The sequence below is a fragment of the Serratia sp. LSHTC3 genome (genome assembly GCF_057197125.1).
Map to the genome: position 1 here is coordinate 482,601 of NZ_JBXUNP010000002.1, position 23,909 is coordinate 506,509.

Below are 23,909 nucleotides of genomic sequence, written 5' to 3' on the forward strand. Positions count from 1 at the left end.
AATGTTTCTGAAATGGCCGCAATTGCCTCTTATGGCAGGTTTTGTAAATATATTTAAAGGTAAAAGTAATGTCTAAGAAGACTGGTCAAGTTAAGTGGTTCAACGAAAGCAAAGGTTTTGGTTTCATTGAGCAGCACGACGGCGGCAAAGATGTATTCGTACACTTCTCCGCAATCATGACCGACGGTTTCAAGACCCTGGCTGAAGGCCAGCGCGTCGAGTACACCATCCAGGACAGCCCGCGCGGGCCGGCTGCCGCCAACGTAGTTGCTCTGTAAGAAGACAGGGAACGCGTATAAAGAGATCTTAATACAACCATGGTGACGCTTCAGCGCTGAGTCATGCGGAAGATATTAAGTTCAACAAGCCCGCCTTAGTGCGGGTTTTTTATTTTTTTGCTCACGAGAGGTTTGTTACGAAAAACTTTAGGATCGGCTGGTAGCGTCCAGACAATATAAAAAATGACGTTGTCAAGGATGCTCAAGTAAAAGGATATAAGTTATGTTTAAAAATACTGTGTTAAAAATGGGTCGTGTGAAATGGTTTAATCAGGCCGAAGGCTATGGTTTTATTTCACCGGTAGATGGCAGCGACGAAATCTATGTCAACCGCAACGCTATCGCCAACACCAAAAATAAGTCGTTGAACGAAGGTCAGAACGTTGAGTTCTCGATCTATCGCAGCTCGCATGGGCTGTCCGCGGCAGACGTTATCGCGTTCTGATCGCATCCTCCTTCCTCGCCAGTGCCGGTGTCGCCACCCGCAAGCACTGGCGAAGATAAATCCCGCGATATCCACTATTATCAGGCCATTGCCTACTCGCCACGGATATCAGGATGACCACCCCGACCATTTCCCTTACCGCCGCTCGCGCACTGCACCTTGCCGCCCAGGGGCTGCTTTCTCCGCTTAAACGCCAGGCTCGGCCCGATGATGTCGTGAGCGCGATCCAGCGCATGGGGCTGTTACAAATCGATACCATTAGCGTCGTCGCCCGCAGCCCGTATCTGGTGCTGTTCAGCCGTTTGGGGGCCTATCAGCCGGAGTGGCTGGAGCAGGCGCTCGCCGGCCGCAAGCTGTTCGAGTATTGGGCGCACGAGGCCTGTTTCCTGCCGATCGAGGATTTTGGTCTGTTGCGGCATCGCATGCTGGCGCCGCATGATATGGGCTGGAAATACTCGGCCGACTGGGTGCAGCAGCACCAGGCAGCGATGGACAACCTGCTGCGGCACATCGAACAACAGGGGCCGGTGCGTTCCGCCGATTTCAGCGCCGAGAAGAAAGGCAACAGCGGGTGGTGGGACTGGAAACCGGAGAAACGGCACCTGGAGATCCTGTTTACCGCCGGCAAGCTGATGGTGGCCGAGCGTCGCAACTTCCACCGGGTTTACGATCTGACCGAAAGGCTGCTGCCGGCCTGGGACGATGCGCGTCATGCGCTGCCTGCGGAGCGGGCGCGCCGGCAGATGTTGCATCGCACCTGCCGCTATCTGGGCATTTTCCGCGCCGAGTGGTTGGCGGATTATTATCGGCTGAAACGCGTGGCGCCAAAAGCCTTGCTGGCAGAGCTGCAGGCGCAGGGGGAAATTTCGCCGGTGCAGGTAGAGGGGCTGGAAGGGCAGTTCTATGTGCATGAATCACTGGCGGAACTGCTGCCGCTGGCGGAGCAGGGCAAACTGAAATCGACGGTCACCAGCCTGCTGTCGCCTTTTGATCCGGTGGTGTGGGATCGCCGCCGGGCGCTCGAACTGTTCAACTTTGACTATCGGCTGGAGTGTTACACGCCGAAAGAAAAACGTCGCTATGGTTACTTCACGTTGCCGGTGCTGCATCGGGGCGAGCTGGTGGGGCGGATTGACGCCAAGGCGCACCGTCGCCAGGGCATCTTCGAGATCATCAGTTTCCATGCGGAGCCGCAGGTGCGCTTCGGTAAACAGCGAGCGCAGGACATCCGGCAGGCCATCGCGCGCACGGCCAAATGGCACGGTGCGCAACGCGTCGCGCTGGGCGACATTCCGGCCGCGTTGGCCGCGGAATGGGGTGCCGGCTGGGAAGTGGGATAACGAGCGACGCCGTCGGTGGGGTAAAACGAAGTGAAGCGTCGCTCGTTACAAAGGGGCTCAGTGGCTGAAGTTAGCGAACAGAGCGATGATTTTATGCAGACGTTTGATCATGTATCACGGCTTTCTTTTGTGATTTGTGTCACAAAATTCTACGCCGGGATGCGCCGCAGTTCAAGCTGTCGCGCTGACGCAGTGAGGAAATATCGGCGGCTTGGCGCCGCCGATGATTAACCTGAGGCCGGGCGTTATGCTATCCTCACTGCCTTTCCCAGATGACCTATCCCCTAGCGGAGGATGCATGGACCACCGTTTACTCGAAATCGTTGCCTGCCCGGTATGCAACGGCAAACTCTATTTCAATAAAGAAAACCAGGAACTGGTGTGCAAAGCGGACGGGTTGGCTTACCCGCTGCGCGACGGCATTCCGGTGCTGTTGGAAAATGAAGCGCGTGCGCTGTCGCTGGATGAGAAGCACGCATGAGTTTTATCGCTATTATTCCCGCCCGCTACGCCTCAACCCGTTTGCCGGGCAAACCGCTGGCCGATATTCATGGCAAGCCGATGGTGGTGCATGTGATGGAGCGCGCCCGTGAGTCCGGCGCCAGCCGCGTCATCGTGGCGACCGATCATCCTGAAGTCGCCAAAGCGGTGGAAGCCGCCGGCGGCGAAGTGTGCATGACCAGCCCGGATCACCATTCCGGCACCGAGCGTCTGGCGGAAGTGATCGCGCACTACGGCTTTGCCGACGACCAGATCATCGTTAACGTGCAGGGCGACGAACCGCTGATCCCACCCGTTATCGTGCGGCAGGTGGCGGAAAACCTGGCGGGCAGCCAGGCCGGCATGGCGACGTTGGCGGTGCCGATCGAGAGCGCCGAAGAGGCTTTCAACCCCAATGCGGTGAAGGTGGTGATGGACGCGCAGGGCTACGCGCTCTATTTCTCACGCGCCACCATTCCGTGGGATCGCGAGCGTTTCGCCGCGTCGAAAGAGAGCATCGGCGACAGCCTGCTGCGTCATATCGGCATCTACGCATACCGCGCGGGCTTCGTGCGCCGCTACGTCAGCTGGGCGCCGAGCCAACTGGAGCAGATCGAGCTGTTGGAACAGCTGCGCGTGCTGTGGTACGGTGAAAAGATCCACGTGGCGGTCGCGAAAGCGATCCCGAGCGTGGGGGTCGATACGCCGGAAGACCTCCAGCGCGTGCGCGACAGCATTCAACCCTGAGCCTGATTTCGTCGGCGCGCCGCGCAACGCGCCGACGATGCAATACCCCCATTATTGATCCCCGTTTTGTTGATCTGCGTTGAAGAATTTTTCCGCTCGCCGTTCGATGATGTTACGCATCCCCCCTAATTAGCCTGAGGTGAATGCCTTATGGAGCAGTTACGCGCCGAACTGAGCATTGTGCTGGGTGAGTCCATCAGCCGGCTGGAGCGGGTGAGCGAACAGCCTTATGCGCATATGTATTCGCTGTACGATCGGCAGGGCAACGCGATCCCGCTGATGGCGAAAAGCTTTATCTGTCGGGGCATCGCCCAGCAGGAGGCGTACAAGCTGTCGATGCTGGCGCGCGACGGGGATATTCGCCTGCCTACGGTGTATGGCGTGGTGTGTACCCACCAGGCGCCGTATACGGAAATCCTGCTGATCGAGCGCCTGCGCGGCGTGTCGGCTGAGGCGCCGACGCGCTCGCCGGATCGCTGGAATATGCTGATGGAGCAGATCGTTGACGGGATATTGGCCTGGCACCGCATCGACAGCCACGGCAGCGTCGGCAGCGTTGACAGCACGCAGGAGAATGACTGGTTTTGCTGGTATCAACAGCGGGTCGAAGTGCTGTGGGCGACGGTGGTCAATCTCACCACCCCGCAGTTGACCATGGCGGATCGGCGTTTGCTGTACCGCACGCGCGAAGCGCTGACCCATTTCTTCGTCGGCTTCGATGATCCCTGTGTTCTGGTGCACGGTAACTTATCGCTGCGCAGCATGCTGAAAGATCCCAAAAGCGATCAACTGCTGGCGATGCTCAATCCCGGCGTAGTGCTGTGGGCGCCGCGCGAATACGATCTTTTCCGCCTCTGCGAGGCGGGCATGCCCAGCCAGCTGCTGTTCAGCTATCTGCAGCGGGCGCCGGTCGCCGACGCTTTCCTGGCGCGGCGCTGGCTATATGTGGTGTGGGAAGCGGTAGGGCGTTTGATCCATACCGGCAAGCTGGAGCGGCGGCCGTTCGACTATGCGTCGCAACAGCTGCTGCCCTGGCTGGCCGGTTGAACGAGCTTTACTCTGCGCCGGCGCTATCTGCGCCCTTCAGCCATTGCCACAGACTACCCAGCGTTTCATACCACGCGCGCTCGGTATGGCCGAGGAACATTGACGACGGTGTGGCGCGATCCCAGATATTCAGCGGCGAGTCGATCGCTAACTGGTTGGCCGGCGCCGGGATCGGGTGCAGCCCCTTAGCCTTGAAGAAACGCATGGCGCGCGGCAGATGGTTGGCGGAGGTCACCAGAATGAACGGTTGCTCGCCGACCAATTTGGCGACCTGAGCGGCCTCTTGCTCGGTATCGCGCGGTTCCCCCAAGATCACCATATCACTGCGCGGCACGCCCAGGCTTTCGGCCACCAGCGCCGCAGTGGCGGCGTTGCTTTGCATGGGGCCGGCGGACGCGCCGGTGAACACCATCCTGGCGCCGGGATGTGCAAGGTAGAGCCGCACGCCTTCCGTCACGCGCGGCAGACTGTTGCCGAGCAGGTTTGAACTGGGCGCCCAATCGGGATTGTAGGTATAACCCCCGCCCAACACGACGATGTAGCTGACCGGATCGTTACCGCGATAAGTCTGGTATTCGGCCTCGATCGGCCGCAGCAGCCGGTCGGCCACCGGTTGCAGGCTGAAAAGCAGTAAAAACAGCCAGCTCAGCGTGAAAATCGTCTTACCGCTTTTTTGCCAGCGGGTGAACCACAGCAGCAGCAGCGCCAGCCCCATCAGCAGCATCAACAGCGGCAGTGGCATCAGCAGGGCGCCAAAGAACTTTTTCAGGTTGAACAGCATCGAAAATCAGATCCTTTTGGGTGAAAAAGCGGCATCCAGGTATAAACAGGCCGCAAGAAGATACATTCTAAGTCAGTCTGTGCCAAAATAGCAGGTTTGAATGGGCGTGCGCTTTGCCGCCGACAAGAATGAGATCAGCGGAGCCGTTGTCCATGCAGGATCGCAATTTTGACGATATTGCTGAAAAATTTGCGCGTAATATTTACGGCACCACGAAAGGAAAAATCCGCCAGGCGGTGGTTTGGCAGGATCTGACCGGGCTGCTGGCGCAGTTGCCGCAGCGGCCGCTGCGCATTCTCGACGCCGGGGGCGGTGAAGGCCATATGGCCTGCCAACTGGCAGAATTAGGACATCAGGTGTTGTTGTGCGATCTTTCTGGTGAGATGATCCAGCGCGCCGCGCAGCTGGCGGAGCAGAAAGGTGTGAGCCAGAACATGCAATTCGTACAAAGTTCTGCGCAGGATATCGCTCAACATTTGGAACAGCCGGTTGATCTGATATTGTTTCATGCAGTGCTTGAATGGATCGCCGAGCCCGAAGCGGCGCTGCAGGCGTTGTATGACTGCCTGACGCCGGGCGGCGCACTGTCGCTGATGTTCTTCAACGCCAACGGCCTCTTGATGCGCAACGTGGTGTTGGGTAATTTCCAACTGGTGGATCCCGAGGTCAGACGGCGCCGCAAGCGTTCGCTGTCGCCGCAATATCCGCACGATCCGCTATTGGTCTACGGTTGGTTGGAACAGCTGGGCATGCGCATCGGCGGCAAAACCGGCGTGCGGGTGTTCCACGACTATCTGCAGAGCAGACAGCTGCAAACACAAAAATTTGAAGAGTTACTGGCGCTTGAACAGCACTATTGCCGGCAGGAGCCGTACGTGAGTTTGGGGCGCTATATTCACGTCATGGCGCATAAACCAAACCTGAAGGACGAACTATGAGTGAATTTTCCCAGACAGTACCCGAACTGGTCGCCTGGGCACGGAAAAATGATTTCTCTATTTCGCTCCCTACGGAGCGTCTCGCATTTCTGCTCGCCATCGCCACCCTGAACGGCGAACGACTGGACGGCGAGATGAGCGAAGGTGAGCTGGTTGATGCATTTCGCCATGTCAGCAAGGGTTTTGAACAGACGCATGAAACGGTGTCGATGCGCGCCAACAATGCGATTAACGACATGGTGCGCCAGCGCCTGTTGAACCGTTTTACCAGCGAGCTGGCGGACGGCAACGCGATTTACCGCCTGACGCCGCTGGGTATCGGCATTACCGATTACTATATTCGCCAACGCGAATTCTCCACGCTGCGTTTGTCGATGCAGCTGTCGATCGTGGCGCAGGAACTCAAACGCGCCGCCGATGCCGCCGACGAGGGCGGCGACGATTTCCATTGGCACCGCAACGTGTTCGCGCCGTTGAAATATTCGGTGGCGGAAATCTTCGACAGCATCGACATGACCCAACGCGTGATGGACGAGCAGCAGCAGAGCGTGAAGAACGACATCGCGGCGCTGCTGAGCAAAGATTGGCGGGCGGCGATCTCCAGCTGCGAGATGCTGCTGTCGGAAACCTCGGGCACCCTGCGCGAGCTGCAGGATACGCTGGATGCGGCGGGCGATAAGCTGCAGGCCAACCTGCTGCGCATCCAGGACGCAACCCTCGGCAACGTGGAACTGGGTTTCGTTGACAAGCTGGTGTTCGATCTGCAAAGCAAGCTGGATCGCATCATCAGCTGGGGTCAGCAGGCGATCGACCTGTGGATCGGCTACGATCGCCACGTGCATAAATTTATCCGTACCGCTATCGATATGGACAAAAACCGCGTGTTCGCCCAGCGCCTGCGCCAGTCGGTGCAAACCTATTTCGACCACCCGTGGGCGCTGACCCATGCCAATGCCGATCGTCTGCTGGACATGCGCGACGAAGAACTGGCGCTGCGCAGCGATGAAGTGACCGGGGAACTGCCGCCGGATCTGGAGTTCGAAGAGTTCAGCGAGATTCGCGAACAGCTGGCGGCGATGATCGAAGAGGCGCTGAAGGTGTACCAGGAACAGCAGATGCCGCTCAACCTTGCAGCGGTGATGCGCGATTATCTGGCGCAATATCCGCGTGCGCGTCATTTCGACGTGGCACGTTTAGTGGTCGACCAGGCTGTGCGCCTCGGTGTGGCTGAAGCAGATTTCTCAGGGTTGCCGGCGGAATGGCAGGCAATCAATGATTACGGAGCCAAGGTCCAGGCCCATGTCATCGACAAATATTGAACAAGTAATGCCAGTCAAGCTGGCCAAGGCGCTGTCCAACTCGCTGTTTCCGGCATTGGATAGCCAACTGCGCGCGGGTCGTCACATCGGTATCGATGAGCTGGACAACCACGCCTTTTTAATGGATTTCCAGGATGAGCTGGAAGAGTTTTACAACCGTTACAGCGTCGAGCTGATTCGGGCGCCGGAAGGTTTCTTCTATTTGCGCCCGCGCTCCACCACGCTGATCCCGCGTTCGGTGCTGTCCGAGCTGGATATGATGGTGGGTAAGATCTTGTGCTACCTGTATCTCAGCCCCGAGCGCCTGGCGCACGAGGGCATTTTCAGCCATCAGGAGCTGTACGACGAGCTGCTGAGCCTGGCCGATGAGAACAAGCTGCTGAAGTTCGTCAACCAGCGCTCTACCGGTTCGGATCTCGATCGGCAGAAGCTGCACGAAAAGGTGCGCACCTCGCTGAACCGTCTGCGCCGCCTCGGCATGGTCTATTTCATGGGCAATGACAGCAGCAAGTTCCGCATTACCGAGGCGGTGTTCCGCTTCGGCGCCGACGTGCGCAGCGGCGACGATCCGCGTGAAGCGCAGCTGCGCATGATTCGCGACGGCGAGGCGATGCCGGTTGAAACCAGCCTGTCGCTGAACGATGAGAATGACGCTGAGGATCAGCAGGTTGATAACGCTCCTGACGGTGCAGAGGATGAACAGGAATGATTGAACGCGGTAAATTTCGCTCGTTGACGCTGGTTAACTGGAACGGCTTCTTCGCCCGCACCTTTGATCTGGATGAGCTGGTGACCACGCTGTCCGGCGGTAACGGGGCGGGTAAATCCACCACCATGGCGGCCTTCGTCACCGCACTGATCCCCGACCTGACGCTGCTGCACTTCCGTAACACCACCGAAGCGGGCGCCACCAGCGGCTCGCGCGACAAGGGCCTGCACGGCAAGCTGCGCGCCGGCGTGTGTTACTCCACCCTCGACGTCGTCAATTCACGCCACCAGCGCGTGGTGGTTGGCGTGCGTCTGCAGCAGGTGGCAGGGCGCGACCGCAAGGTCGATATCAAACCGTTCACCATTCAGGGGCTGCCGACCGCGGTACAGCCGACTGAATTGCTGACCCAGACCGTGGGTGAGCGCCAGGCGCGCGTGCTGTCGCTGCAAGAGTTGAAAGAGCGCGTGGAAGAGATGGAGGGCGTGCAGTTCAAGCAGTTCAACTCCATCACCGATTACCACTCGCTGATGTTCGATCTGGGCGTGATCCCGAAACGCCTGCGTTCGTCCGCCGATCGCAGCAAATTCTATCGTCTGATCGAAGCGTCGCTGTACGGCGGTATCTCCAGCGCCATCACCCGCTCGCTGCGTGATTACCTGCTGCCGGAAAACAGCGGCGTACGCAAGGCGTTCCAGGACATGGAAGCGGCGTTGCGCGAGAACCGCATGACGCTGGAGGCGATCCGCGTCACCCAGTCGGATCGCGACCTGTTCAAGCATCTGATCTCCGAGGCCACCTCCTATGTGGCGGCGGACTATATGCGTCATGCCAACGAACGCCGCATCCACCTGGACGGCGCGCTGGCGCTGCGCAGCGATCTGTTGGGCAGCCGCAAGCAGCTGGCCGCCGAACAGTATCGCCATGTGGAAATGGCGCGCGAGCTGAGCGAACAGAGCGGCGCCGAATCCGATCTGGAAACCGATTACCAGGCCGCCAGCGACCACCTGAATCTGGTGCAGACGGCCATGCGTCAGCAGGAGAAGATCGAACGCTATGAAGCCGATCTGGAAGAGCTGACCTACCGTCTGGAAGAGCAGAACGAAGTGGTGGCCGAGGCGAGCGAGCAGCAGGCCGAAAACGAAGCGCGCGCCGAAGCGGCCGAGCTGGAAGTGGATGAGCTGAAGAGCCAGCTGGCCGACTACCAGCAGGCGCTCGACGTGCAGCAGACCCGCGCCATTCAGTACCAACAGGCGCTGCAGGCGTTGGAGCGCGCGCGCGCGCTGTGCCAACTGCCGGATCTGACCGCCGACAACGCCGAGCAGTGGCTGGACACCTTCCAGGCCCGCGAGCAGGAAGCGACCGAAGCGCTGCTGATGCTGGAACAGAAGCTGAGCGTGGCCGACGCCGCGCACGGCCAGTTCGAGCAGGCCTATCAGCTGGTGGGTAAAATCGCCGGTCAGGTCAGCCGCAGCGAAGCCTGGCAGTGCGCGCGCGAATTGCTGCGCGACTGGCCTTCGCAGCAACACCTCGCCGAGCGCGTTCAGCCGCTGCGCCTGCGCCTGAGCGAACTGGAACAGCGCCTGCGCTCGCAGCAGGACGCCGAGCGCCTGCTGCAAGAATTTTGCAAACGCCATGGTCAGGAGTACCAGCCGGACGATCTCGACATGCTGCAGCAGGAGCTGGAAGAGCGCCTGGAAGCGCTGTCGCAGAACGTCAGCGAAGCCGGCGAACGCCGCATGGAGATGCGCCAGGAGCTGGAGCAGATCCAGCAGCGCATCCGTGAGCTGACGGCGCGCGCCCCGGTGTGGCTGGCAGCGCAGGACGCCCTGAGCCAGCTCAGCGATCAGAGCGGAGAGCCGCTGGAAAACAGCCAGCAGGTGACCGAATACATGCAGCAGCTGCTGGAGCGCGAGCGTGAAACCACCGTCGAGCGCGACGAGGTGGCGGCCCGCAAGCGCGAAGTGGAAGCGCAGATCGAACGTCTCAGCCAGCCGGGCGGCGCGGAAGATCAACGCCTGGTCACCTTGGCCGAACGTTTCGGCGGCGTGCTGCTGTCGGAAATTTACGATGACGTTACCATCGACGACGCGCCTTACTTCTCGGCGCTGTACGGCCCTTCGCGCCACGCCATCGTGGTGCCGGATCTGTCGCTGGTGCGCGAGATGCTGGAAGGGCTGGAAGATTGCCCGGAAGATCTCTATCTGATCGAAGGGGATCCGCAGTCGTTCGATGACAGCGTATTTGCCGTCGAAGAACAGGACAAAGCGGTGGTGGTGAAGATCGCCGATCGCCAGTGGCGTTATTCCCGCTACCCGGAAGTGCCGCTGTTCGGCCGCGCGGCGCGCGAAAACCGCCTGGAAGTGCTGCATGCCGAGCGTGAAACGCTGGCGGAGCGCTATGCCACGCTGTCGTTCGACGTGCAGAAAACCCAGCGTTCGCATCAGGCCTTCAGCCGCTTTATCGGCACCCATCTGGCGGTGGCGTTCGACGCCGATCCGGAAGCGGAGATCCGCGGCCTGAACGCCCGTCGCGGCGAGATCGAGCGTGCGCTGAACAATCACGAAGCGCAGAATCAGCAGCAGCGCCAGCAGTACGATCAGGCCAAAGAGGGCATTTCCGCGCTCAACCGCCTGATGCCGCTGGTGTCGTTGCTGAACGATGAAACGCTGCAGGATCGCGTCGACGAGATCCGTGAAGAGCTGGAAGAAGCACAGGACGCCGCGCGCCACATTCAACAGCACGAGGTGTCGCTGACCAAACTGGAGCCGCTGCTGTCGGTGCTGCAGAGCGATCCGCAGCAGCATGAACAGCTGCAGCAGGACTACGCGCAGGCGCAAAGCGTGCAGCGTCAGGCCAAACAGCAGGCGTTCGCGTTGACAGAAGTGGTGCAGCGCCGCGCGCACTTCAGCTATACCGACTCCGCCGGCATGCAGAATGCCAACAACGATCTCAACGACAAGCTGCGCCAGCGTCTGGAACAGGCGGAAGCCGAACGCGCCCGCGCCCGTGAGCAGCTGCGTCAATATCAAACCCAGTTCACCCAATACAGCCAGGTGCTGGCCTCGCTGAAAAGCTCGTATGACGCCAAGCGCGACATGCTGAAAGAGCTGAGCCAGGAGCTGGTGGATATCGGCGTGCAGGCCGACGCCAACGCCGAAGCGCGCGCGCGTCAGCGCCGCGACGAGCTGCATGCGGCGCTGAGCAACAACCGCGCTCGCCGCAATCAGCTGGAGAAACAGCTGACCTTCTGCGAAGCCGAAATGGATGGCCTGCAGAAGAAACTGCGCAAGCTGGAACGCGACTACCATCAGCTGCGCGAGCAGGTGGTGACCGCCAAGGCGGGCTGGTGCGCGGTGATGCGTCTGGTGAAAGACAACGGCGTGGAACGCCGTCTGCATCGCCGCGAGCTGGCGTATATGGATGGCGACGAGCTGCGCTCGATGTCGGATAAGGCGCTCGGCGCGCTGCGTCTGGCGGTGGCGGACAACGAACACCTGCGCGACGTGCTGCGTCTGTCGGAAGACCCGAAGCGGCCGGAGCGTAAGATTCAGTTCTATATCGCGGTGTACCAACACCTGCGCGAGCGTATCCGCCAGGACATCATCCGTACCGACGATCCGGTCGAGGCCATCGAGCAGATGGAGATTGAGCTGGGCCGTCTGACCGAAGAACTGACCGCGCGCGAGCAGAAGCTGGCGATCAGTTCGAAAAGCGTGGCCAACATCATTCGCAAAACCATTCAGCGCGAGCAGAACCGCATTCGCATGCTGAACCAGGGGTTGCAGGCCGTTGCTTTCGGCCAGGTGAAGAGCGTCCGTCTGAACGTCAACGTGCGCGAAGCGCATGCCACTTTGCTGGACGTGCTCTCCGAGCAGCAGGAACAGCATCAGGATCTGTTCAACAGCAACCGCCTGACCTTCTCCGAAGCGCTGGCCAAGCTGTATCAGCGCCTGAATCCGCAGATCGACATGGGGCAGCGTACGCCACAGACCATTGGCGAGGAGTTGCTGGACTACCGCAACTACCTGGAAATGGAAGTTGAGGTGTACCGTGGTTCCGACGGCTGGCTGCGTGCGGAAAGCGGCGCGTTGTCTACCGGTGAAGCCATCGGTACCGGGATGTCAATCCTGGTGATGGTGGTGCAGAGCTGGGAAGAAGAGTCCCGCCGCCTGCGCGGTAAAGATATCTCGCCGTGTCGCCTGCTGTTCCTCGATGAAGCGGCGCGCCTGGATGCCAAGTCGATCGCCACGCTGTTCGAACTGTGCGATCGTCTGGAGATGCAGCTGATCATCGCGGCGCCGGAAAACATCAGTCCGGAGAAGGGCACCACCTATAAACTGGTGCGTAAGGTGTTCCAGAACCACGAGCATGTGCACGTGGTGGGGCTGCGCGGTTTCGCCGGCGAGCCGCCGGCGCTGGGCACTGCGCCGGTTGAGACGCCGTAACGCAGAAAAACGCCCTAAAAATCCGAAAATAGCCGCCGCAGGGTGGCTATTTTTTTGTGCGCGTGGATGATAGTCCTGCTTTTTTATCCGTTGAAAAGCGGTTAGTTTAATCACATAAACAGTTATTCGACGCCCGCAGGGCGAAACGGCCTTTCTGTTTGTATACTGAAACTATATGCAGTTTTTGACGTTTTTTTTTGTGAGCATACAGGGGGCAAGGGATGTTGCTTAAAAAGGGAAACTCTCTACGACGTTTGGCGCTGAGTGGCGCTATCGCCTGTAGTCTTGTGTCGTCGTTTTCCGCCTTGGCCACCGTAACGGCGTTACCGGTGGCAACAGCAGGCATGTCCGTTGCGCAGAGTCGTTCTGAACTGCTGGCCGCGTTGCCGCGCGGTATGGATCTGCACTACCTTTCCACGCTGGCGCCGCTGTATGCGGCGAATCATATGCAGCCGATGTGGCAGGATCGCGAGGCCGTTCAGCAATTTCAACAGCAGCTGGCCGAACTGGCGATGTCCGGCGTACAGCCGCAGTTCACCCAGTGGGTGAAGATGTTGACCGATCCGGCGCTCAGTGAAGCGGGCCGCGATGCGGTGTTGTCCGATGCGATGCTGGGCTATTTGCAGTTTGTATCCGCCATCGGCGCCAACGGCAACAACTGGCTGTACAGCAATATTCCTTACAAGCTTGGTTTGCCGCCCACGGCGGTGATCAATCAATGGCAGCTGGCGGTGCGCCAGGCGCGAACCCTGAGCTACGTGAATTCACTTGCGCCGCAGCATCCGCAATACGCCAAGATGCATCAGGCGCTGCGTGACATGCTGGCGGACAACCGCCCCTGGCCGCAGGTGGGCAGTGGCCCGAGCTTGCGCCCAGGCCAAATGAGCAACGATATCCCGGCGCTGCGTGAGATCCTGACGCGCACCGGCATGCTGGCCGCCTCGGCGCCGGAAGCGGAGCCGGAACCGGCGGTGGTCTCGGCGAAGAGCAATGAACCCGACGACGGCGGGCTGACGGTAGACGAAGAGAAAAGCCGCGTGACGGTCAGCCCATCGGCAGCGCCGGTGACGGAGTTGACCGCGGAACAGACGCCGCCGCAGATCGGCAGCGTGGTGAGCGACAACCTCTATACCAACGAGCTGGTGGAGGGCGTCAAGCGTTTCCAGAAATGGCAGGGGTTGACGGCGGACGGCGTGATCGGCGTGCGCACCCGCGAGTGGCTCAACGTGTCACCGAAAACCCGCGCCGCGCTGTTGGCGCTGAATATCCAGCGCTTGCGCATCTTGCCGGGGCATGTCGGCACCGGCATTATGGTGAACATTCCCAACTACTCGCTGACCTACTATCAGAACGGCAACGAAGTGTTGTCCTCCCGCGTTATCGTCGGGCGGCCAAGCCGCAAGACGCCGTTGATGAGCAGCGCATTGAATAACGTGGTGGTCAACCCGCCTTGGAACGTTCCGACCACGCTGGTGCGTGAGGATATCGTGCCGAAGGCGATGCGCGACGGTAACTATTTCCAGAAACACGGCTATACCGTGCTGTCAGGCTGGAGCAACGATGCGGAAGTGATCAACCCGGCGATGATCGACTGGAGCATGGTTTCTGCGCGCAACTTCCCGTATCGCGTGCGCCAGGCGCCAGGCGCCACCAACTCGCTGGGGCGTTTCAAGTTCAATATGCCGAGCTCGGATGCCATCTACCTGCACGATACCCCGAACCACAGCCTGTTCCAGAAAGACATCCGCGCGCTCAGCTCCGGCTGCGTGCGGGTGAACAAGGCTTCCGATTTGGCGAATATGCTGCTGCAGGATGCCGGCTGGAACAATAGCCGCGTTTCCTCCACGCTGAAAGAAGGCAATACCACTTATGTGAATATTCGCCAGCGTATTCCCGTAAAACTGTATTATCTGACCGCCTGGGTTTCGGATGATGGCCAACCGCAATTCCGTACAGATATTTACAATTATGATAATACGGTGAGATCGGGCGCACAAATTTTGGCTCAGGCCAAAAAATTAATGCAGTAAATGCAGTAATTATAAATAAATAACGGTCAGAATGTTTGGCTATACCGCAGGCCCTCGTAGCCGGGGGCCTGTAAACCTAGGCGTATCGCGGGTTGACTCAGCATACGCAGGCGGTTATGGTTCGGACAGTGCGCTGCTTTGTGCATTTATTTTGACATTCTTGCCGGGTTTAACAGAGTCATGGACAAAATTGATCATCATCGCCGTAAATGGCTGGCGCTAGGTGGCGCCGCTATGGGCATAGCGCTGCTTCCAGGGCAGGCATTTGCCAGTCTTTCCACCGCTCGACCGCGTATTTTAGTGCTGAATAACCTGAATACCGGTGAATCTATTAAAGCCGAGTTCTTTGACGGCAAAGGCTACAATAAAGAAGAGTTGGTTCGGCTAAATCATCTGTTCCGCGATTATCGCGCCAACAAGGTTAAATCGATCGATCCCAGCTTGTTTGATCACCTCTATCGCCTGCAGGGGCTGCTGGGTACCAGCAAGCCGGTGCAGCTGATCTCCGGTTACCGTTCCGTAGATACCAATAACGAATTGCGCGCGCACAGCCGCGGTGTGGCCAAGCACAGCTACCATACCAAGGGCCAGGCGATGGATTTCCATATTGAAGGTATCCAATTGAGTAATATCCGTAAAGCGGCGTTAAAAATGCGCGCCGGTGGTGTAGGATATTACCCACGTAGCAACTTCGTGCACATCGATACCGGCCCGGTTCGGAGCTGGTAATCGCGGTGCCCTCAGTGAATAACGCCGCTCCTTGCGGAGGCGGTGTTATTGTCGTTGGAGCCTTATGAAATACCATCTTATTCCCGTTACCGCCTTTAGCCAGAATTGCAGCCTGATCTGGTGTGAAAACACGCAGCAGGCGGCGTTGGTCGATCCCGGCGGCGAAGCGGAAAAAATCAAAGCGGAAGTGGCGAAACAGGGTGTGACAATCACGCAGATTTTGCTGACGCACGGCCATTTGGATCACGTCGGCGCGGCGGCGGAGCTGGCGGAACATTATCAGGTGCCGATTTACGGCCCGGATAAAGAGGACGCTTTTTGGCTGGATGGTTTGCCGGCGCAGAGCCGGATGTTCGGGCTGGAAGAGTGTGCGCCGCTGACCCCGACCCGTTGGTTGTCGGAAGGCGATGAGATGCAGGTGGGTGAGATGACGCTCAAGGTGTTGCATTGCCCTGGGCACACACCGGGCCACATCGTCTTTATCAATGAGCAGGCGCGTTTGGCGCTGGTGGGTGACGTGCTGTTTAACGGCGGCGTGGGGCGCAGCGACTTCCCGCGCGGTGATCATCAGGCGCTGATCGCCTCTATTCGCACCAAACTGCTGCCATTGGGCGACGATATGCGCTTTATTCCCGGCCACGGCCCGATGTCGAGCTTTGGCCACGAGCGCCAGACCAATCCGTTCCTGCGCGAAGAGCCGGCGGTGTGGTAACGATTATTTCCCGGCCGAAATAATCAAGGGCGCATAGAGCGCCCTTTTTTTATGATTTATGACCTGCGTCGATGCTTTAGAGCACGGCGACGATGGCTTCACACAGCGGTGCCATGTTGTCCGGCGTCATGCCGGCCACGTTCACCCGGCCCGAGTTTACGGCGTATACGCCGAACTCTTCACGCAGACGCAGCACCTGTTCTTTGGTCAGGCCGCTGAATGAGAACATGCCGTTCTGCTGGATGATAAAGCTGAAGTCCTGTTGTGCGCCTTTCTCCTGCAGGGTGTTCACGAACAGCTGACGCATGCGGTGAATGCGCTGGCGCATGTCGGTCAGCTCCTGCTCCCACATCGCGCGCAGGGCGTCGTTGCCCAGAATGGTGGCGACAACGGCCGCGCCGTGCGACGGCGGGTTAGAGTAGTTGGCACGAATGGCCGCTTTCACCTGGCTGAAGGCGCGATCGGCGGTTTCGGCATCGGCAGCTACAATGGTGCAAGCGCCGACGCGCTCATTGTACAGGCCGAAGTTTTTCGAGTAGGAGCTGGCGACGATCAGCTCTTGATGTTTGGCGGCGAAAATACGCAGACCCTGCGCATCCTCTTCCAGACCGTTGGCGAAGCCCTGGTAGGCGAAGTCGAACAGCGGCAGCCAGCCATTGGCGGTGGAAAGCTCAGCCAGCTGCGCCCACTGTTCCGCCGTTGGATCGATACCGGTCGGGTTATGGCAGCAGCCGTGGAACAGCACGACATCACCGGCCTGAGCCTGTTTCAGGCTGTTCAGCAGGCCGTCAAAATCCAGCGCGTGGTTGGCTGCGTCGTAGTAGGCGTACTCCAGCACTTCCAGGCCAACGGCGCTAAAGACGTTCTTGTGGTTCGGCCAGCTTGGGTTGCTGATCCAGATGCGCTTGGCGCTGGTCTGGTTGGCGATAAAGTCTGCCGCTACGCGCAAGCCGCCGGTGCCGCCTGGCGTCTGTGCGGTGCGTGCGCGACGATCGGTGACGATCGGGCTCTCTTTACCGAACAGCAGCTCTTGCGTGCAGCTGGCAAACGCCGGGATGCCTTCAATGCCGAGATAGTTTTTGGTGGTCTCGTTTTCCAGCAGATACTGTTCAGCTTTTTTTACGCTGGTCAGCACCGGGGTTTTGCCGGTTTCATCTTTATAAACGCCAATGCCTAAATTGATTTTATTCGGGCGGGCGTCGGCGCGGAAAATGTCGGTCAGGCCCAGGATCGGGTCGGCGGGTGCGGCGGTGATTTTTTCAAACATGTCAGGTGCTTCCAAATCTCGGAGTTAAGCAGACAGAAGCATCAGGGTAGCGCCAGTTATCGGCTTTGCCAACCGTTTGCGATAAAAACACCGCGATCTTGTGAACGGGAAGGATTCGACAGAAAAAATGAGGGATAAGGGGAAATCTGCAGGATAAAACGTTACCGGCAGACACAAATAAAAACAGGGCCGAAGCCCTGTTTTTTTAACTTAGCCGACGGTAAACCGCCGTTAAGCGAGACAACTTAGAACTGGTATACCAGACCAACAGCTACGATATCGTCGGTAGCGGTGCCGGTTGCTTTGGTGAACTCGTTGTCATCCAGCAGGTTGATTTTGTAATCAACGTAGGTGGACATGTTCTTGTTGAAGTAATAGGTGGTACCAACAGAAACATATTTAACCAGATCCTGGTCAGAACCCACGCCTGGGACGTTCAGGTTTTTACCTTTAGATTGCAGGTAAGACACTTCTGGACGCAGACCGAAGTCGAACTGGTACTGAGCAGTCACTTCGAAGTTCTGAGTTTTGCTCGCGAAGCCGCCGCACTTGTCATCGGTAGCTGCACAGCCTGCACCGAAGTTACCGCCGCCGAACGGAGTCATGTTACGGGTTTCTGCGTACATCGCCGCCAGGTAAACGTTGTTGGCGTCGTATTTCGCGCCCACGGTCCATGCGTCAGCCTTGTCGCCACGCTCGTTGGAACGCAGTTTTTGGTCGTCGGTACGGTTAGAAGATGCGTATGCAGCGCCGAAGCTTACGCCTTCGCCGATGTCATAAGTAGAGGAGATGCCCCAGCCGTCGCCGTTTTGTTTCTTGACGTTACGGCCGTCGTTCTGGTTTTTGCCCTGGTACTGAACGGCGAAGTTCAGACCGTCAACCAGACCGAAGAAGTTGTTGTTACGATAGGTCGCAACGCCGTTGGTACGGCCGGTCATGAAGTTGTCGGTGTAGGTGTAAGTATCGCCACCGAACTCTGGCAGCATATCGGTCCAGCCTTCCACGTCGTACAGTACGCCGTAGTTACGGCCGTAGTCGAAGGAGCCGTAGTCAGCGAATTTCAGACCCGCGAAGCCCAGACGGGTTTTGGTGCCTTCGGTGCCCTGAGATTCGGAGTGGTTAGCCTGGACGTTGTATTCCCACTGGCCGTAACCGGTCAGTTGGTCAGTAATCTGAGTTTCACCTTTGAAGCCGAAACGAACATAGGTCTGATCGCCGTCATTACCTTTGTCGTCGGAGAAGTAGTGCAGACCGTCAACTTTGCCGTACAGATCCAGCTTGTTGCCGTCTTTGTTGTAGATTTCAGCTGCGTTTGCTGCACCAGCAGCCAACAGAGCCGGGATAACCACTGCAAGAATGTTGCGCTTCATCATTATTACCCTCATTGGTGTTATTCGGACACCTTTGCCACTGCCGCCAATAATTCCTTGGGAACTATTGTTGATAGATTGGTGTCGTCCTGTGTCTGAACGCAGTGTTCCATTCACAGGCGGGTTAATCTAGGACGAAAATGATACCAATGTCGCAATGAGGTTGCAAAAGGAAAGTATGTGTAACCAAATGTAATTTTTCGGGAACTTTGTGACGTGCGTCAATATTAAAAAATGCGAAAGGCCAGCGAGGCTGGCCTTTGTTTTGTAACGAAATCGTTTAAAAAACGTGTGATCGTATAAATTAGAAGCTTGCGTTACGTGGGGTGCGTGGGAACGGGATCACATCGCGCACGTTTTGCACGCCGGTGACATAGGCGATTAAACGTTCAAAGCCCAGGCCGAAACCGGAATGCGGCACGGTGCCGTAACGACGCAGATCGCGATACCACCAGTAGTCTTCCTTATTCAGGCCCATCTCTTCCAGACGCTGATCGAGTACGTCGAGACGTTCTTCACGCTGAGAGCCCCCGATGATTTCACCGATGCCCGGCGCCAGCACGTCCATGGCCGCGACGGTTTTGCCGTCTTCGTTCATGCGCATATAGAACGCTTTGATGTCTTTCGGGTAGTTTTTCACCACTACCGGCGCCTGGAAGTGTTTCTCCGCCAGATAACGCTCATGTTCGGAAGAGAGATCGATACCCCAGGAGACCGGGTTTTCGAAGGTTTGGCCAGAGGCCAGCAGGATCTCAATGGCGTCGGTGTAGTCTACCTGGGCGAAATCGGAAGAGACGAAGCGCTCCAGACGCGCGATAGCGTCTTTATCCACGCGCTCGGCGAAGAATTTCAGATCGTCTGCACGCTCATCCAGCACCGCCTGGAACACATACTTCAGCATGCTTTCGGCCAGGCCGGCGACATCGTCCAGCGTCGCGAAGGCCACTTCCGGCTCGATCATCCAGAATTCCGCCAGGTGGCGGCTGGTGTTGGAGTTTTCAGCGCGGAAGGTTGGGCCGAAGGTGTATACCTTGGACAGCGCACAGGCGTAGGTTTCGCCGTTCAGCTGGCCGGAAACGGTGAGGAAGGCTTCCTTACCGAAGAAGTCCTGGCTGAAATCGACGGCGCCCTTGTCGGTGCGCGGCAGGTTTTCCAGATCCAGCGTGGAGACGCGGAACATCTCGCCGGCGCCTTCGGTGTCGGAGGCGGTGATCAGCGGGGTAGATACCCAGAAATAGCCATTTTCATGGAAGAAGCGGTGGATCGCCTGCGCCAGGGTATGACGCACGCGCGCCACGGCGCCGATCAGGTTGGTGCGCGGGCGCAGGTGGGCCACTTCGCGCAGGTATTCGATGCTGTGACGTTTGGCCGCCATCGGGTAAGTATCCGGATCGTCGACCCAGCCGACCACTTTGATCGCGGTGGCCTGCAGCTCGAAGCTCTGGCCTTCGCCCGGTGAGGCGACGACCTTGCCGGTAACTTCAACCGAACAGCCGGTGGTCAGGTGCAGCACTTCATCTTGATAATTCGGCAGAGAATTATTAACGACGGCCTGTAACGGATCAAAGCAGGAACCGTCATAGACGGCCAGGAAGGAGATACCAGCTTTTGAATCTCTCCGGGTACGTACCCAGCCGCGTACGGTGACTTCACTGTCAACCGCAGCACGACCTTGCAGTACGTCGACTACAGGCACTACGCTCATAGATTTCTCTCTTTAATAATTTGGTTTAGAAATAGCTTACAACCCAAGAATATGGGGGTAATGGCTATGTTACTTGCCGCGGTGCAGAGCACAAGCAGAAATCATCGGATTGGCGCAACATTTATCGCGGCTGACTGAAAAGAGGGCGTTCGGGATAAAAACAAAAAAGCCGGCGCGTGAACCGGGCCGGCTTTCTCTCTTTATATAAAGAAGGCTCAGCTGGCTTTCTTCACCAGCGGCAGATCGAAGGCCTTGCGCAGGGCCCTGACGAACGCCTGGTCCTGGCAGATGGTCTTGCCGGGGCTGTCGGAGAGTTTGGCCACCGGCTTGCCTTTGCACTCGACCAGCTTGATCACGATATTTAACGGCTTAACGCCGGGAATATCGCAGGTCAGGCGCGTGCCGATGCCGAAGCCGAGATTAATGCGCTGATAGAAATGGCGATAGAGCGCCAGCGCTTTTTCCAGATCCAGATTGTCCGAGAACACCAGCGTTTTGCTCAGTGGGTCGATGCCCAGTTTCTGATAGTGGGCAATGGCCTTTTCACCCCACTCGACGGGATCGCCCGAATCGTGGCGAAGCCCCTGATAACGCTCGGCGAACTGCGGGCCGAAGTCGCGCAGGAAGGCATCCATGGTGATGCAGTCGGTGAGCGCGATGCCAAGCTGGTCCGGATATTCATCCAGCCAGGCCTGCAATGCGGCGCGCTGGCTGTTGGCCAGCACCGGGCTTATCTGCTGATGCGCCTGGAACCACTCATGCGCCTGCGTGCCGACCGGCGCCAGACCCAGCTGGTGCGCCAGATCGTAATTGCTGGTGCCCGACAGGTACGGGAATTCGGCCTTCAAGGTGCTGACGATGGCCTGTTGCACGCCCTGAGAGAAACGGCGGCGGGTGCCGAAATCCATCAACTTGAAGCGCGAAAGATCCAGATCGCCCGCCAACGTCTTGAACTGCGCCAGCTTGGTTTGCAGATGCGCCACCGCCTGTTCCGGCGTCGCCAGCGGCGAGCGCCGGCGGTGCACCACTTCGCTGATCACTGCCAGCAATGGGACTTCCCACATGATCACTTCACGCCAGGGGCCGGCGATGCGGATTTGCAGCTTGCCGTCGCGGTTGTCGATGGTGACCTGCTGCGGATCGTAGCGGAACGTTCGCAGCCAGTTCAGGTAATCTTGACGGAAGAAGGGCAGGCCCGAAAGATAAGCGAATTCGGCGTCGGTTAGCGCCAGCCGGCTCATCAGCGCCACCTGCGCGCGGATCTCGTCGGCATATTCGCCCAGCAGTTCGTCGCCGCGGCAGCGGAATTCCGCCGCCACGCTGATCGCGGGATAGCGATGGAACACTGCTTGCTGCATATGAAGCTTATAAGCATCGGTATCAAGCAGTGATGTCAAAATCGGGGAAGCGTATTGAGTCATAGCGCGTTACAGCATCCTCGTCAGGCGCGTGTCCAAATCCGGATAATCATAAAAGTGGGGGGGGAGTATACCCGGATTATCCTGTTATTGAAGCTGCATCACACCATAAATCACCGAAGCGGGTCGAGGATTAAACGTGCCTTTATGGCAGCCGGATAGCGGCGGAGAGGAAAAAAAGCCAGATATGCCTGTAAGGTGAATGACTTAGCCTAATTAGTCATAAAAATTATAATGTTAATTATTTTAAACAGCGAATCAGATAAAGCCGGCCTGGGTATGCACGCTGACCCGATCCTTGCCGTTCTTTTTGCAAAAGTAGAGCGCTTCGTCCGCCTGTTTGATCGCCGCCTGCAGCGCGGTGAACGCGCTGACTGGCGCAATGCCGCAGCTGGTGGTGAAACGCACTTGCCGTCCGTCGGCCAGATTTAGCGTCAGGCGATGAGTACGGGCGCGCAATTGCTCCATGATGTCCCGCGCGTTGTCCAACGAACAGTTGCCCAGCAGCACCGCGAACTCTTCGCCGCCATAGCGGCAGAAGATGTCGCTGGCGCGGAACGCGCGTTGCAGCAGGTGGCCGAAGGCCACCAGCGCCCGGTCACCCACGTCGTGGCCGTAGCTGTCGTTGAGTTGTTTGAAATTGTCGATGTCGATCAGGCAAAAGGCCTGCGGGTAGCTGGCGTTGCCCAGCAGTTGACATTCAAGGAAGAATTTACGGCGGTTGTAGATATTGGTAAGCGGATCGAGGAAGGAAGAGGCCTCGAGCTCTTTAATCAGCAGTTGTTTCTCGCTCTCAAGCGAGACCTTGTCCAGCTGGTATTGCCTGAGCTGCTGAATGGCGTCGCTGATGGCGATCAATTCCTGGCTGTAGAAGGCGTCGTTGCGATCGATATTCATCTCACCGCGCGACAGCCGCACGATATTGTTGTGGGTCTTGGTCAGCCAGCGGTTGATGCTGGTGCAGAACACCAACGCCGGCAAAATGAACAGCAAAACCACCAGGCCGGCCAGCGCGATCATGCCGTAAATGGTCGTCTGGCTATCGTAAATTTTATGACGCGAAGCGACGGTTTCCAGCTCGAAGCTGCGTTGATACAGCGCCTGCGAAAGCCCGCTCAGCTCGTCGACATAGCGCGAAATAAGCGCTGCGGGATAGGGTTTTTGGGTATTGATGGCGGTGTATAACCCATCGGTGATCTGCTTGAGACGTTCGGCCGACACTAGGGTGAGCAACTGATTGACGAGCTCGGTGGTTTGCACGTCGTCGTAGTTGATCTTCATGAAGATCAATCGGGTGCTCAGCGCGTTCAGCACGCCGGTTAGCTGAATGGACTTCAGATAGGCGTCTTTGCGAACGAGCTGGCTGACGTTGACGTCGATAATCTGATCGCTTAATTCCGTCAATGACATATTTAGCCGGTTATTGAGGCGGATGGCCTCGAGAAACATAAAGGAGTCGGTATCCACCATCCGGGTATCGTAGGTGTAGCGGTAATAACTCTTGCTGGTTTGCGAGATGTAATAGGCGCTGTTGATGTTGAACAGATTGGCGTTGGTGTTATTGACCTGCGAAAGCTGCAGGTTGTCATTATCCAGCAGCTGTTCCATCAAAGCGATCATCGACAGCGCGGCGATTTTTTGCTGAACCCCAAGCTGTCTGGCGACCTCATCGTCCAGATGTTCGCGGATCCGGGTGATTCTCTCACGCGCCACCCGATCGGCGGCCAAACATTGCGCACGGGTGATTTGCGGATCGATCAGGCTCAATCGTTTGAGGCGATGAGCCAGCAACGCAGCCTGAAAAGCTTCGGAAATTTCTTTGGCGCGATCAATTTTGTACAGGTTTAGCTGGTTGTCGCGGTAGTCGGTATGGGCTTCGAGCAGCTCATCGACGATGAACAGAGAGAAAGAAGTCATCAGGCACAGGGTGAAAAAATAGATTGCGTATTTAATCTTCATAATGCGAGCCATCCCTGAACCTGATGCCGCAATTATACCACCATGCCGCCGGTGTCGCCTCAACTATGCCGGCGCGCCGCGATGGCGGTTTTTTAGCAGTAAATGCTGATTTTTATTTGGCCATTGGTCACCCGCACTGCCGCCTGCCGGGCGATTTATGATTTGCCTCTGATTTCTCTCTCCTGGTCGC

Annotated in this window: 19 protein-coding genes; 13 read left to right on the forward strand and 6 right to left on the reverse strand. The window is 58.0% G+C overall.

What is annotated here, in order from left to right:
- Positions 1-68 precede the first annotated feature (68 nt).
- The 6 genes from cspE (at position 69) to AC2CGI_RS09500 (ending at position 4,337) form a co-directional block, all read left to right on the forward strand.
- A complete protein-coding gene (gene cspE, locus AC2CGI_RS09475) occupies positions 69-278 on the forward strand; it encodes a transcription antiterminator/RNA stability regulator CspE (RefSeq protein WP_004928244.1) in 210 nt (69 codons plus the stop codon).
- Positions 279-501: 223 nt separating this feature from the next.
- On the forward strand, positions 502-723 hold the full coding sequence (locus AC2CGI_RS09480; RefSeq protein ID WP_004928241.1) for a cold-shock protein: 222 nt from the start codon (positions 502-504) through the stop codon (positions 721-723).
- Between the two features lie 113 nt (positions 724-836).
- Entirely contained in the window at positions 837-2,063 is a 1,227-nt protein-coding gene (locus tag AC2CGI_RS09485) for a winged helix-turn-helix domain-containing protein (protein WP_015377331.1), read from the forward strand.
- Between the two features lie 298 nt (positions 2,064-2,361).
- Positions 2,362-2,544 (forward strand): Trm112 family protein, encoded by a 183-nt coding sequence (locus tag AC2CGI_RS09490; protein ID WP_004928237.1) that lies wholly within the window; start codon positions 2,362-2,364, stop codon positions 2,542-2,544.
- Positions 2,541-3,290 (forward strand): 3-deoxy-manno-octulosonate cytidylyltransferase, encoded by a 750-nt coding sequence (gene kdsB / locus AC2CGI_RS09495; RefSeq protein WP_004928235.1) that lies wholly within the window; start codon positions 2,541-2,543, stop codon positions 3,288-3,290. The genes AC2CGI_RS09490 and kdsB overlap by 4 nt, the downstream gene beginning before the upstream one ends.
- Before the next feature lie 150 nt (positions 3,291-3,440).
- A complete protein-coding gene (locus tag AC2CGI_RS09500) occupies positions 3,441-4,337 on the forward strand; it encodes a YcbJ family phosphotransferase (protein WP_015377332.1) in 897 nt (298 codons plus the stop codon).
- 7 nt (positions 4,338-4,344) lie between these two features.
- Here the strand turns inward: AC2CGI_RS09500 and elyC are convergent, their stop codons facing one another.
- Positions 4,345-5,118 carry an envelope biogenesis factor ElyC gene (gene elyC, locus AC2CGI_RS09505; RefSeq protein WP_015377333.1) on the reverse strand — a complete coding sequence of 258 codons (774 nt, stop codon included), beginning with the start codon at positions 5,116-5,118 and terminating at the stop codon, positions 4,345-4,347.
- A gap of 152 nt (positions 5,119-5,270) precedes the next feature.
- Between elyC and cmoM the strand changes: the two genes are divergently transcribed.
- The 7 genes from cmoM to AC2CGI_RS09540 all read left to right on the forward strand — a co-directional run bounded on the left by cmoM (position 5,271) and on the right by AC2CGI_RS09540 (position 16,000).
- Complete coding sequence (gene cmoM / locus AC2CGI_RS09510) at positions 5,271-6,056, forward strand: tRNA uridine 5-oxyacetic acid(34) methyltransferase CmoM (RefSeq protein WP_015377334.1); 786 nt, start codon at positions 5,271-5,273, stop codon at positions 6,054-6,056.
- Positions 6,053-7,375 carry a chromosome partition protein MukF gene (mukF, locus tag AC2CGI_RS09515; protein WP_076740368.1) on the forward strand — a complete coding sequence of 441 codons (1,323 nt, stop codon included), beginning with the start codon at positions 6,053-6,055 and terminating at the stop codon, positions 7,373-7,375. Before cmoM ends, mukF begins: the two co-directional genes overlap by 4 nt.
- The gene (mukE, locus tag AC2CGI_RS09520; RefSeq protein ID WP_004928226.1) at positions 7,356-8,084 is read left to right on the forward strand and encodes a chromosome partition protein MukE; all 729 of its coding nucleotides are present in this window, start codon (positions 7,356-7,358) and stop codon (positions 8,082-8,084) included. Before mukF ends, mukE begins: the two co-directional genes overlap by 20 nt.
- On the forward strand, positions 8,081-12,529 hold the full coding sequence (gene mukB / locus AC2CGI_RS09525; protein WP_076740367.1) for a chromosome partition protein MukB: 4,449 nt from the start codon (positions 8,081-8,083) through the stop codon (positions 12,527-12,529). Before mukE ends, mukB begins: the two co-directional genes overlap by 4 nt.
- 221 nt (positions 12,530-12,750) lie before the next feature.
- Entirely contained in the window at positions 12,751-14,559 is a 1,809-nt protein-coding gene (gene ldtD, locus AC2CGI_RS09530) for a L,D-transpeptidase (RefSeq protein ID WP_028127364.1), read from the forward strand.
- Between the two features lie 180 nt (positions 14,560-14,739).
- Positions 14,740-15,288 carry a peptidoglycan L,D-endopeptidase MepK gene (gene mepK / locus AC2CGI_RS09535; protein ID WP_004928217.1) on the forward strand — a complete coding sequence of 183 codons (549 nt, stop codon included), beginning with the start codon at positions 14,740-14,742 and terminating at the stop codon, positions 15,286-15,288.
- A 64-nt stretch (positions 15,289-15,352) separates the two neighbouring features.
- A complete protein-coding gene (locus AC2CGI_RS09540) occupies positions 15,353-16,000 on the forward strand; it encodes an MBL fold metallo-hydrolase (protein ID WP_075684382.1) in 648 nt (215 codons plus the stop codon).
- Between the two features lie 76 nt (positions 16,001-16,076).
- On the opposite strand, the gene AC2CGI_RS09545 is transcribed toward AC2CGI_RS09540, so the two are convergent.
- The 5 genes from AC2CGI_RS09545 to AC2CGI_RS09565 all read right to left on the reverse strand — a co-directional run bounded on the left by AC2CGI_RS09545 (position 16,077) and on the right by AC2CGI_RS09565 (position 23,719).
- Positions 16,077-17,267, reverse strand: coding sequence for an amino acid aminotransferase (locus AC2CGI_RS09545; protein ID WP_076740366.1), 1,191 nt, complete (start codon positions 17,265-17,267; stop codon positions 16,077-16,079).
- A gap of 245 nt (positions 17,268-17,512) precedes the next feature.
- Positions 17,513-18,640, reverse strand: a complete 1,128-nt coding sequence (gene ompC, locus AC2CGI_RS09550) for a porin OmpC (protein ID WP_015377340.1) — start codon at positions 18,638-18,640, stop codon at positions 17,513-17,515.
- Between the two features lie 301 nt (positions 18,641-18,941).
- Positions 18,942-20,342 (reverse strand): asparagine--tRNA ligase, encoded by a 1,401-nt coding sequence (gene asnS / locus AC2CGI_RS09555; RefSeq protein WP_015377341.1) that lies wholly within the window; start codon positions 20,340-20,342, stop codon positions 18,942-18,944.
- Between the two features lie 215 nt (positions 20,343-20,557).
- A complete protein-coding gene (gene pncB, locus AC2CGI_RS09560; RefSeq protein ID WP_076740365.1) occupies positions 20,558-21,763 on the reverse strand; it encodes a nicotinate phosphoribosyltransferase in 1,206 nt (401 codons plus the stop codon).
- A gap of 255 nt (positions 21,764-22,018) precedes the next feature.
- Complete coding sequence (locus AC2CGI_RS09565) at positions 22,019-23,719, reverse strand: GGDEF domain-containing protein (protein WP_041922208.1); 1,701 nt, start codon at positions 23,717-23,719, stop codon at positions 22,019-22,021.
- Between the last annotated feature and the right edge of the window lie 190 nt (positions 23,720-23,909).